This is a genomic window from Solitalea koreensis (assembly GCF_900182575.1).
GTDB lineage: Bacteria > Bacteroidota > Bacteroidia > Sphingobacteriales > Sphingobacteriaceae > Solitalea > Solitalea koreensis.
This window is the reverse complement of the sequence record NZ_FXSZ01000004.1, coordinates 302,638-315,360: the sequence shown is the minus strand read 5'-3', so window position 1 is coordinate 315,360 and position 12,723 is coordinate 302,638. Positions and strand designations below refer to the sequence as shown.

Genomic DNA, 12,723 nt, shown 5'->3' with positions numbered 1-12,723 from the left:
AACATAAGACACGTAACAAAATAGTTTTCAAGCCGCCTAAGTAAAAGTTTCGTCGATAATCTAATTATTTGTTTTAGAGATTTTTAAGAGCTGCTTTAATCAAGCTTTCAACCGTAAAATTCGTATCATTATCATTTTTCATAAGTTTATCCAGTACTTTCTCGGCCAAATTTTTAGCAAACCCCAACATCACCAATGCTGATAACGACTCGTCCTTTACGGTATTGTTCACAGGAACAGAAATCAGCGAACCCGGGCCTTCTTTTTTTAATTTATCTTGCAGTTCAAGTATAATGCGCTGTGCAGATTTTGGACCAATTCCTTTAATGCGTTGGATTAAACCTACTTCCCCTCGAATGATGGCCTGTTCCATTTCTTGCGGAGTAATTGATGAAAGTATCATCCTACAGGTATTGGGTCCAATTCCTGATACAGAAAGCAAATGCGTAAATAAGCGTCGTTCCCCCTCCTCGGCAAAACCATACAAAGTGTGAGCATCTTCTTTCACATGAAGATATGTATACAGCTTTAACGCAGTTGAGCCGGTTTCTTCCGGCTCAGCAATACGCGAATAAGTATTTAATGAAATATTAATGTGAAAACCTACGCCACCGGTATCAATGATAACGTGAGTAGGACATTTAAAAGCTAATTTTCCCTGAACGTAAGCAATCATGCACCTAAAATTTTGTTAAGAGTAGAAAATTTAGGGTTTTAAGGCAACCCCGAATTATTCCTACCATCCTGCATATTAATGCTTTATTTTAAACTCTCAAAATATTTATGCCCTTTGTTGTGCATCAACTACAGCAATTGTTACCATGTTCACAATTTCGCGCACTGAACTACCCAGCTGCAAAATATGAACCGGCTTGTTTAAACCCAACAAAATAGGCCCAACGGCTTCGGCTCCTCCGGCTTCTTGTAATAATTTATAGGCGATATTCCCTGATGCAAGATTAGGGAAAATGAGCGTATTGGCGGGTTCTCCGACTAGTGTTGAGAACGGAAAGTTCTCCTTCATCATTTCGGGGTTAATAGCAAAATTGGCCTGCACTTCTCCATCAACTAAAATTCCAGGGTACTCGCGGTGAAGAATTTCGGCAGCTTCACGCATTTTTACAGCTTCCTCTCCTTCACTTGAACCAAAATTAGAATAAGAAAGTAATGCAATTCTAGGCTTAATGTTGAAACGATTTACAGCTTGGTTAAGCATAACCGTAATATCAACAATTTCGTTAACACTTGGATTCATGTTCACGGTAGTATCAGCAAAGAACAAAGGTCCTTTCTTCGATAGCATCATGTACATACCTGCCACCTTTTTCACATTCGGATCTGTTCCAATTACCTGAAGTGCTGGTTTAATAACGTCTTTGTAGTTCTTAGTTAAACCTGAAATCATACCATCTGCCAAACCAAGCTCGACCATGTAAGAACCGTAGTAATTACGATCGCGGCATAACTTATTAGCTTCGTACAATGTCATTCCGCGACGCTGACGTTTTTCGAGAAGATTCTCCGCAAATTTTGTTACATCAGTAGACGGATCCCGTGGATCAATGATTTGTACATCATCCAATTCAAGACTGTATTCAGCAATAATACTTTGGATTTTTTCTCTTTTTCCTAGTAAAATTGGAATAGCAATACCCTCTTCCTTAACAATTTGGGCCGCCTTCAACATCTTATAGTTATCAGCCTCTGCAAATACAATACGCTGAGGATTAGATTTAGCGCGTTGAGCAATATTGCGCATCAACTTATCATCAACCCCTAACCGTTTTTTCAGTGACTCAATATAAGCATCCCAATCAGTAATCTGTTTGCGAGCCACACCTGAATCCATGGCGGCTTTAGCTACTGCAGGCGCTACATGCGAAATCAGGCGTAAATCAAGCGGTTTTGGAATAATATAGTCTTTTCCAAACACAATATTTCGTTGATTATACGCTAAGTTCACTGCCTCTGGCACTGGTTTTTTGGCAAGATCAGCAATAGCATGTACTGCCCCCAATTTCATTTCCTCATTAATTTGGGTGGCCATTACATCTAAGGCTCCACGGAAAATATAAGGAAATCCTAGTACATTGTTAACCTGATTAGGGTAATCGGAACGACCTGTAGCCATAATAATATCCTCACGCGTAGCGATAGCCACATCATATGGAACCTCAGGATCGGGATTAGCCATGGCAAAAACAATAGGTTTTGGAGCCATGTCTTTCAACATGTCAACAGAAACCGTTCCTGCTGTAGAAAGACCAATGAATACATCGGCATCCTTCATAGCATCTGCCAGGCTATATATATCTGTTCTATTGGTTGCAAATTCACGTTTGGAAGCATCAAGATTCTCACGATCAGCACGAATAACACCTTTGCTATCGGTCATCACGATATTTTCCTTGCTAGCTCCTAAAGAGATGTACAGTTTTGTACATGAAACCGCCGCTGCACCAGCTCCACAAACAACAATTCTTGCTTCTTCAATTTTCTTTCCCTGAAGTTCAAGCGCATTAAGCAATGCTGCACCTGAGATGATAGCTGTACCGTGTTGGTCATCATGCATTACAGGGATGTTCAATTCGTTTTTCAAACGACGCTCAATTTCAAAGCATTCTGGTGCTTTAATATCTTCAAGATTAATACCCCCGAAAGTCGGCTCTAAAGCTTTAACGGTGCGTACAAATTCATCAACATCAGTAACATTTAATTCAATATCAAAAACATCAATATCTGCAAAGATCTTGAATAATACACCTTTTCCTTCCATAACCGGCTTACCTGCCTCCGGACCAATATTACCAAGACCAAGAACAGCAGTTCCGTTACTTATTACAGCAACCAGATTACCTTTTGCTGTATACTTATAAACATCGTCAACATTCTCTGCTATTTTCAAACATGGTACAGCAACTCCGGGAGAATAGGCTAACGATAAATCTCGTTGTGAATTAGTTGATTTTGTAGGTACAACTTCAATTTTGCCTGGACGGCCCTGTTGGTGATAATCGAGGGCATCCTGCTTACGTGAGGTCTTACTCATTGTATATGTTACTTAGTGAATCGCCAAAAATATAAATTACTCTGAACAATCACAGTTTAATATTGAAAGCCCTGGTTGTTTGATAACAATTTAAAGGATCAACCTATTTCTAAACCTATTATAACAGCGCAATAATTTCCTTTAAGTAAGATTATAAATCAAGTAGTTATATTAGTAATTCATCAAATAAGATAGAAGGAAAAAACTTTTAGTTGAATAAATAAAATCCTTTAAAAACAACTCTTAAAAAACAAAAAAGACCTTTGCGATAAAAATGCAAAGGCCTTAAAATAGCTATAGAAAGGAAAATAAGGTTTATATGCTTACTTTAAGCGTCATTCCTGGGCGAATATTTTTCGCATTCTTCAAATTATTTAGCTTTTTTAGTTTTTCAACAGTCATACCAGAGAATTTAGCAGCAATTGTTGATAAAGTATCACCTGAACGAACCTTATAGGTGCGTGTTTTTGATAAGTTTTTTGTTATCGCCATATAACCGGAACGCGAAGAATAAATTTTAAGTCTTTGACCTGCAACAATTCTATTTGAACGCATTCCATTCCATTTTTTTAAATCTGTTGTACTACAGTTATACCTACTTGCTATTGAACCTAAATTATCCCCTTTTTTAACTTTACAGTAACTTAAATCGTCATGCTCCCTAAAACTTGATAAAGACACCGTACTGTTATCCAGAACACTGGCATCAAGACTTGCATAAAATTCTTTCGAAGCTTTTGGTAAAACAATCGTTTGAGGAGTTTCAGCGGTAGCTTTAACAATCAATTTACGATACTTCGGGTTTAGGAGCTTTAACTCACTATCAGAAAGATTAAGGGTACTTGCTAATTTGGGGAGAGAAATAGAACGATTAACTAAAACCGTATCAGTTTCGGAAGAAAACTCAGGTTCTTCAGCAACAATGTCATTTTCTTCAGCATAAGTCATGGCGTAAGTTGCGGCAATAAATGCAGGAACATAATTAGCCGTTTCTCTTGGCAGATATGGACGGATGTCCCAAAAACTGTTACTTCCTCCTGCTCTCGAAATTGCCCGATCTACATTACCAGGACCACAATTGTAAGCTGCAATTGCAAGTAACCAGTCGCTATAGCGATCATAAAGATCGCCCAAAAATTGAGTAGCAGCGATAGTTGATGCGACTGGGTCACGACGCTCATCAATATAATAATTCATGTTCATGTCGTACATTTTGGCTGTACCATACATGAATTGCCATAATCCTGTTGCTCCTACTTTGGATACAGCATTAGCATTTAATGCAGACTCTATAACGGGTAAATATTTTAACTCTATGGGCAGTCCTTCTTCACTTAAATATTTTTCAAAAATTGGAAAATAATATTTCCCCGTTCCAAGCATACGCGCCACCAATCCTTTTCGCTTATTGATATATAAATCAATATAAGCTTGTACATATTCATTATAATCCATCGGGATCTGACTCTTAATTGAATCCAATCTCCCCTTAATAATATCACTTTCCGACATAATAACTTCTGCCGGATCGGATGATAAAACAAATAAAGTGTCTTTGGGCTTAGCTGAAGAATTTTCTTTAGTTACCTCACCATCAGCCAATAAGGTAGAATCAAGTATTGAGCTTCCGTTGAGTTTAGTATTCCTACTATTGAGAGGATGAACTCCGCTATTGGCCAGCGTCGCAAAAGGTAAAGAAAGGAAGGCGAGTGCGAATAAAGATCTGTTCATGTTATGTAATTAGTTGACTAATTTCCTTATATGCTACATGATCTGTTTAACTTCAAAAAACACATGCAACTACTATTCATGCATAACACAAACGGTTAGCATTTTTTTATACGAGCAGTGCAAAAAAAAGTTGGATTAAATTAATTTAACCCAACTTGCCTAAACTAGAGTTATGGTTATTTATTTAGATGCAGTAATGTTTTCGAAAAGGCAAGTAAATTTTCTTCTTCAAATTTCCTGCCAATCAACTGCAACCCAATTGGTAAACCATTTGAGTGATCTCCAACCGGAATAGAAATAGCTGGCAGCCCGGCTAAAGATGCCTGAACAGTAAAAATATCAGCTAAGTACATTACAACCGGATCCTCCATTTTCTCTCCTAATTTCCATGCCGTGGTGGGGGCATTAGGGAGCAAAATGAAATCATAATTAGTTAAAATATCATTTAGATTATCACGAATTAATCGTCTTACTTTTTGCGCCTTTGCATAATAAGCATCATAATATCCGGCACTTAATACAAAAGCACCGAGCATAATCCTGCGTTTCACTTCAAGCCCAAAACCTTCTGTACGTGATTTCTTATAAGTACGCTCTAAATCATTAGCGTTAGGACTTAAATATCCAAAGTGTACACCATCATACCTTGCCAGGTTGGATGATGCTTCTGCCGCTGTAAGTATATAATAAGTAGGTACTACGTAATCAAGATAAGGGAAATGCGCCTCTTCAACAATGTGACCATCTTTCCTCAAAAGATCCATGTTTTTCAACATAGAAGCCTTGATTTCCGGATCGAGGCCTTCACTTTCAAGCGTTTCACTCAGATAAGCTATTCGTGCTTTTCCGTTGAAAGCCAGATTTTTCGAGTATTCAGCCACAGGAACTGAAGAAACCGTACTGTCGAATTCATCTTTTCCTGCTATTACTTCGAGCAGAAGCGCAGCATCTTCAACACTTTTGGTAATTGGGCCAACCTGATCGAAAGAAGAAGCATAAGCAATGATTCCATGACGAGATACCCTTCCATAGCTTGGCTTTAAACCTACTACCCCACAAAAAGCGGCAGGTTGACGCACAGAACCGCCTGTATCTGTGCCAAGTGCAGCATGACACATGTCTGCCTGAACAGCAACAGCAGAACCTCCGGAAGAACCTCCAGATACTTTGGTCGCATCAGCCGCATTCAATACGGGTCCATAAAATGAAGTCTCGTTTGATGCTCCCATCGCAAATTCATCACAGTTTAAACGGCCGATAATAACCGCATCTTGCTCTAATAAGCGTTGAACTACTGTAGCTGAATAAAGGGAAGTGAATCCGTCGAGGATTTTCGATGCGGCACTAACTTGATGCTCTTGATAACAAATGTTGTCTTTTAATCCAATAACCATTCCGGCAAGCTTTCCGGCTTTACCTTCTTTGATTTTTTGGTCAACAAGCTTGGCTTGTTCACGTGCTTCAGTTGTATATATTTCTATAAACGCATTGAGGTGCTTATGCTCCTCAATGCGTTCAAGATGATATTCTACTAACTGTATAACCGATGTGGATTTGCCTTCAATATCAGATAATATTGATGCCAGGGAGTCGTATAGGTACAATGTCTAAAAAAGCAATATTCTTTAAACTGAAAAGATGAATTGTGAATTGAACGTATTATTGCTGATCCTTGTTAGGATTTGAATTATTACCCTCAGCAGGTTTATTCATGCTATCGTGTAATTCTTGTTTAATTCCTTCAGAAGCATCTTTAAACTCACGGATACCACGACCAAGACCGCGTGCAAGTTCAGGTAATTTTTTACCACCAAAAAGTAATAAAACAACCAACATGATCAATACGAGCTCGCCGGTTCCTAGATTTAAAAATAATAAGCTGTTGTTTAACATTGTTTAAAAATTTTGACAAATATACTACATTTTTTTTTCTGAGCGCTTATTTGAATCCTATTGTCCGTAAGGACTTTAGATAAATTACTGATTAAGCAAAGTGACGAATCGTTTATGAAGATTAAATGAAATTATCTCTCGCAAACACTAATTCGCTAACCATGCTTCCGGATCCATCTTATTGGTTCCACGCCAAATTTGAAAATCGAGCTCCGTATTTCCTTCTGCATCAGTAGCGATTGTACCTATTGTTTGTTTAACCGTAACTTTTTGCCCTTTGGACACACTGGCCGATTTAAGGTTCGCATAAACTGTAAAAAACTCTCCATGCTTAATCAACACGGCTACATTAGGGCCATCCGATGTAACCAAAGATACCTCCCCTGCAAAAACCGCACGTATGGTGGCTCCAGGGCTTGTTTTAATATCAACACCTTGAGTTTCAACCATTACTTTAGGAAGAACAGGATGAGGGTGTGTTCCAAAATGCTCCACAATAATTCCACGTTCAACCGGCCAAGGCAAACGGCCACGATTACCCAGGAAATCGGCCGACAGCTTAGCGGCTTCAGGAGTAGCAGACAGCGCACTGGTTCCGGTTGCTGATTTGACCGGGGCAGCTGCAGGTTTGGTAATGTTTCCAGCTAATGCGTTCGCTTTAGCCTCTGCTTCGGCCTTACGACGGACTTCTTCCTCCGCTTTACGTTGCGCTTCTTCAATTTCACGACGAATAGCGGTTTGAATAGCTTTATTTAACTTTTGTGCTTCTTTTTGTTTTTGGGCAAGTTGCTGGCGCAAGTATTTTTCACGGCTTTGCAATGCGCCCACTACTTTTGATTGTTTATTTTTTTCAACAGTAAGAGTTGTTTTTTGCTTTTGTTCTTCAGTTAACAAGCCCTTTTTCTCCTGCTTATTGGTATTGAGTTCCATCACCTTAATATTCAGCGACTTTTGAGTGGACTCAATATAATTGGCCTGCTTGCGACGAAACGTTCCAAACTGCTGAAGATATTTCATGCGCTTATACGCCTGGTTAAAATCTTTTGCCGCAAAAACAAACATCAATTTATTATAGGCATTTTGATTGCGATACGCAAATAACACCATAGCAGCATACTCCTTTTTGAGTTGCTCTAACTGTGCTTGCAAGGAAGATATATTCCGATTTTTTTGGGTAATTTCTCCATCGAGAACCCTTAATTGAGAATTGATGTTTCCAATCAACTTCTCACGCGTTTTAATTTGGCTGGTTAATGCTTTCAGTTCCTTTAAAGAAGTATTTTTTTCATTCTGCGTTTGCTTCAAGATTTTATTGGTGTACTCAATATCTTGATTCAATTGCTTTTTTTTCTTCTCCAACTCTGCACGGCTTTGTGAATGCCCCGAAACAGATAGTAATAAAAGAAAAACTATAAATAGAGCTGAAAGAAATTTTTTTTTAGATGTAAAATGCATTATTAATTCTTATTAAGCCTTTTTGGTACTGAAAATGGAAAATCTACCGGTTCATTAATCCCTATTTTATTATATCTGATTTCTAAACCAATCTGTTTTCCAGCAGATGTGGCTGCCGCATTCACTTCCTGCGGAACCAATTTATCGGCAAATGTACTAAATCCACCATAATGGATATCCAAGTTCTGCCCAACTGCAGTATTGGTAACATTAAAACTCTCTGTTTTATAGTAATTGTTGTAATTGAAAACATACTGCAGACTATCTTTTACTCCCGTAATTACATATAATAAATCCTGTATTTTGAATTGATCTGCACTATCGGTGAAGTTATACAACTTGTTACCAACAAGAATAGCCTGCAAGGTTTTAAAATCAATGTTTTTATTGGTGATCTGACGAATATAATCAAAGCTTTTATTGAAGTACGAATTATTTCCAAAACGTATAATTATTCTAACACTGTCGGGAGTTATTAAAGCACGCGCACCCTCTATTCCAATTAAACCAATTGAGGCCCAAATCACTTTATCTTTTTTCATTCTCAAATTAAGACTTGCATTGGTTGTTTTGCCATCAACCACAAGCCCTACTTTGCCTCTGGCCGTAAAATATTCATAGGCAAGCTCAGCGTTGTCGCTTTTCGAATTAAATAAAACCTTAGCTTTTTCGACTTCTGAAAGTTCCTTTTTGTTTATCGGTTTGTTTTCAACAATACCTTTTTTTGCTTTGCAAGCAAATAAAGAAATAGATAGTGATAGTAATATTAGTGGTTTAATCGTGTAATGCCTGATCATTTATTTTTCTTTCTAACGACTCCGATTTGCTTCCAAACTCCCTGGCTTTCTTCCAATTACTAATTGCCATATCTCTATAGCCTAATTTGAAGAGTATATCGCCATAATGTTCGGCTAAAGTAGCACTATTTGAATTATTTCTCATAGCTTTTTCAATCCAGATACGGGCATCTGCATAACGGCCTAACTTATAGAGAACCCAGGCGTAAGTATCTTCATAAGATGAATTTCCTTGCTCAAGTGCATTAGCCTTTCTTATCATGCGTTCAGCTTTATCGAGATCTTTCCCTCGTAAACTTAAATAAAAAGCGTAATTATTGAGAACAAACGCATTATTAGGATTTAAATCCAAGGACTTATCATATGCTTTATCCGACTCCTGATAATTCCCAATGGCATGATATGCATCACCCATATTGGAATAAAATTGAGTTTGCAGATCAATAGAATTGTTACAATACGTTAATCCCTGAGTGTAAGCTAGTATTGCCTCTTTTGAGTTCCCAAGTTGTTTTTTAGCCATTCCATTGTACAGATAGAGCATTGCTTTATCAGGATAATAAAGTATAGCTTCGTCACAGGTTTCCTGAACCCCCTGATAATCAGAAATACTGAACTGAATGCGGGCTAGTTGTTCCCAAATAGTATAATTTTTTTTATCCAGGGCTATTGCTTTTTTGTAGGCTTCGGCGGCATCTTCTTTCCTGTTAATCATGAATAAGAAGTCGCCGTTTATGGCAAAAACACGTCCTTCTTTAGGATACTTTGCAACTAAAATATTAGAAAGCAGAAAAGCATCTGCTTTAATTGACTGTTCGCGAGGATTAACATAGTTGGAGTACATCAACCTAACTTTTGTATCCAGATCAATATCATCTGAGAAAAAAGCTTTTTTAACTTCTTCAAAAACGGTTATGGTATTCCCTTTATCTTTATAATAATCAGCTAAGGCTAAATGTACATAGCCGTTTGTTGGATCAATTTTAAGTGCTTGCTGGTATTTTTCGAATGCTTTTTCAGGCAAATTATTGGAATCATACAACTCTCCAGCCATCATATAGTAACGCAACTCATCAGGGTTCTGCCTGATAAGAATTTCCATTTCTTTGGTTGCCTCAGCGATGTTCCCTGTTCGAATAAATAATTTCTGTCGCTGAAGTGTAAGTTCATCACTTGATCCGAAACGAATCTCCAATTGCCTAAAAACACGCATGGCTTCTTCAGGCTTGCCACCTAAAGTATAAGCATTGGCTTGTGCATAATAATTATCCTCATCATCAGGAAGGAGCACTTTTATCTTCCCGTAAGTATCTGCTGCCTGTAAATATTGACCTAAACGTTCTTGTATATTAGCTTTTAGTATAAAATACCAACTTTGTTCAGCATTTAATCTTACGGCTTTATTAACTACAGGTAAAGCTTGCTCGGCCTGATCAAGCGAAAGGTAGGTTTGAGCTAATTCATAATAGGCAGCATCGGCATTCGGATTAGCATCTATACAAAGTAAGAAGTTACGAATTGCTCCATTGGTATTACCCAACATTTTTTCACGCAATCCATTTAAAAAGTAAGTCTTGTATCTGCTACTATCCGATAATGTATAGGAACTAATAGGCTGTTTGCGGGCTTTAACAGATTGCGCCAATCCAGCAGAGGATGCAAACGCCACCGTAAGTAGTAAAAGGCCGGTAATTCTTTGAAATTTCACCCTAACTTAGTTATACATCCAAAACTTTTAACAGAGACCAGATAAATTCAGTCCTTAATTAAAATAACGACTAAATCTACCTGGTATTACCACTGCTATAAAGATTTATTTAATTCCTGTATGGCCATAGCCACCAGCTCCGCGTTCAGTTTCCGATAACTCTTCCACTTCAAGCCAACCGGGTTGCTCATGACTGGCAATGATCATCTGTGCAACGCGATCACCGCTGTTTACCACAAAGTTTTGATCAGATAAATTTATCAATAATACTTTAACTTCTCCACGATAATCTGCATCAATTGTGCCCGGAGTGTTAAGTACCGTAATGCCATGTTTCAACGCTAAACCGCTACGAGGACGAATTTGGGCCTCATAACCAATCGGAATCTCCATTGATAAGCCGGTAGGGATCAGTTTGCGTTCAAATGGTTTTATAATAATCGTTTCTTCCAAGAAAGCACGTAGATCCATTCCTGCAGAGGCTACTGTTTCGTACGATGGAAGAGGATTATTGGACTCGTTTATAACTCTAATTTTCAATGTATTGTTTGTTTATTTTTTAATCAATTCTATTTACTCAGCATTCTTGTTTAAGCCCTGATTAGTCTCCTAATATTATCTTTCTCCCTGAAAAATACAAATACGATAAAAGAAAGAAACAAGAGATTCCCTGTCCAAATGTTGTTATTAAATACTTTATACGACAAAACCACAAGTAAAACAGAGCTTCCGATGTATAACAGTGCATCCTTCAGCTTATAGGGTATAGGGTAATTTTTTTGGCCTAAAATATACGAAAGCGCCATCATCGTAAAATAGGCTATGAAGGTAGTCCATGCTGAAGCCATGTAGCTGAACTTAGGAATGAAGATGATATTAAGGATTATGGTAAGAATCGCTCCCACTGCCGAAATGTAGAAGCCATAACGGGTTTGATCAGATAGCTTATACCATACCGAAAGGTTCATATAAATGCCCAAACACACATAAGCCAGCAATAAGATCGGAACAACCGGCAGGCCGACCCAAAACGCTTTCCCGTGCTTCAATCCAAGGAAATATTTTAATATTTCAAGGTTAGCCATCAATCCAACAAAAATCACACAAACCATAATCACAAAATAGTTCATAATGGTTGCGTAAGTTTTGGGAGCATTTGCATTTGTTGAATGACTAAAAAAGAACGGTTCGGCCCCCAGCCTAAATGCCTGAATGAAAATATTCATGAAAATCGCGAGTTTACAACAAGCGCCATAAATACCAACTTCACTTATTCTTATGTTAGCTGGGAGGTAATTATTCAATAAAATTTTATCAAGATTTTCATTGATGATGAAAGAAATGTTAGCAATCAAAATTGGCCAACTATAACTGAGCATGGTTCCAAACATATCCATACTAAACCTGAATTTCACTTTCATGATTTCAGGCAGAAGCAGGATCAAAGTTATAGTATTCGCAATTAGGTTTGAAATGAACACATACCCTATCCAATTCGATTGATAATGACGTTCAAGGAATTCATGCATTGGCCATTTATGCTTAATAATAGCCGGAATAATAAGGAGGAACAATAAATTCAGCGCAATGAAAATAGAAATGTTCACAATCTTAATAACGCCATATCGCAATGGACGCTCATCAGCCCTCAGCTTTGCAAATGGGATAACACAAATCGCATCAATTGCCAAAATCCATATAAAATACCGAACAAAGGGCGCATAATTAATCGATGTATTGACTTCTTGCAGCCAGTTTGCAATATGCCCGACAGAAGATAAACCTAGTATAAGAAACAAGACTGCTACCGAGGCAACCCCAAAAAATGAATTGCTATAAACTAGTTCTTTATCTTTTTCTTTATGCAGATACCTGAAATAAGTAGTCTCCATCCCATAGGCCAGAATGGCATTGAGGATAGATGCATAAGAGTACATGATAGTAAAAACACCGTAAACACCTGTAGAATAAACACCTGTATATAATGGGGTTAGAACAAAGTTGAGCATGCGTGAAAGGATATTGCTCAATCCGTAAATAGCCGTTTGGCCTGCAAATTTTTTTAATACCGACAATGTAACTGGTTTTTT

10 protein-coding genes are annotated in these 12,723 nt (G+C 37.8%); all 10 read right to left on the bottom strand.

The genetic code is table 11. The features are described 5' to 3' along the window. Positions 1-73 precede the first annotated feature (73 nt). The 10 genes from ruvA to FN756_RS08625 all read right to left on the bottom strand — a co-directional run bounded on the left by ruvA (position 74) and on the right by FN756_RS08625 (position 12,708). Complete coding sequence (ruvA, locus tag FN756_RS08670; protein ID WP_142603337.1) at positions 74-676, bottom strand: Holliday junction branch migration protein RuvA; 603 nt, start codon at positions 674-676, stop codon at positions 74-76. A gap of 105 nt (positions 677-781) precedes the next feature. Further along, complete coding sequence (locus FN756_RS08665; RefSeq protein ID WP_142603335.1) at positions 782-3,049, bottom strand: NADP-dependent malic enzyme; 2,268 nt, start codon at positions 3,047-3,049, stop codon at positions 782-784. A 315-nt stretch (positions 3,050-3,364) separates the two neighbouring features. After that, positions 3,365-4,780: a LysM peptidoglycan-binding domain-containing protein gene (locus FN756_RS08660; protein ID WP_142603333.1), complete on the bottom strand. Its 1,416-nt coding sequence runs from the start codon at positions 4,778-4,780 to the stop codon at positions 3,365-3,367. Between the two features lie 176 nt (positions 4,781-4,956). Continuing rightward, a complete protein-coding gene (gene gatA, locus FN756_RS08655) occupies positions 4,957-6,384 on the bottom strand; it encodes an Asp-tRNA(Asn)/Glu-tRNA(Gln) amidotransferase subunit GatA (RefSeq protein WP_142603331.1) in 1,428 nt (475 codons plus the stop codon). Between the two features lie 55 nt (positions 6,385-6,439). Then, entirely contained in the window at positions 6,440-6,673 is a 234-nt protein-coding gene (locus FN756_RS08650) for a Sec-independent protein translocase subunit TatA/TatB (RefSeq protein WP_142603329.1), read from the bottom strand. 147 nt (positions 6,674-6,820) lie between these two features. Continuing rightward, positions 6,821-8,128 (bottom strand): murein hydrolase activator EnvC family protein, encoded by a 1,308-nt coding sequence (locus FN756_RS08645; protein WP_142603327.1) that lies wholly within the window; start codon positions 8,126-8,128, stop codon positions 6,821-6,823. Between the two features lie 2 nt (positions 8,129-8,130). Next, positions 8,131-8,925: a DUF4292 domain-containing protein gene (locus FN756_RS08640; RefSeq protein ID WP_142603324.1), complete on the bottom strand. Its 795-nt coding sequence runs from the start codon at positions 8,923-8,925 to the stop codon at positions 8,131-8,133. Beyond that, positions 8,903-10,633 (bottom strand): tetratricopeptide repeat protein, encoded by a 1,731-nt coding sequence (locus FN756_RS08635; RefSeq protein WP_142603322.1) that lies wholly within the window; start codon positions 10,631-10,633, stop codon positions 8,903-8,905. The genes FN756_RS08640 and FN756_RS08635 overlap by 23 nt, the downstream gene beginning before the upstream one ends. A 105-nt stretch (positions 10,634-10,738) precedes the next feature. Then, on the bottom strand, positions 10,739-11,173 hold the full coding sequence (gene dut / locus FN756_RS08630; protein WP_142603320.1) for a dUTP diphosphatase: 435 nt from the start codon (positions 11,171-11,173) through the stop codon (positions 10,739-10,741). Positions 11,174-11,223: 50 nt separating this feature from the next. Beyond that, on the bottom strand, positions 11,224-12,708 hold the full coding sequence (locus FN756_RS08625) for a lipopolysaccharide biosynthesis protein (protein ID WP_142603319.1): 1,485 nt from the start codon (positions 12,706-12,708) through the stop codon (positions 11,224-11,226). Between the last annotated feature and the right edge of the window lie 15 nt (positions 12,709-12,723).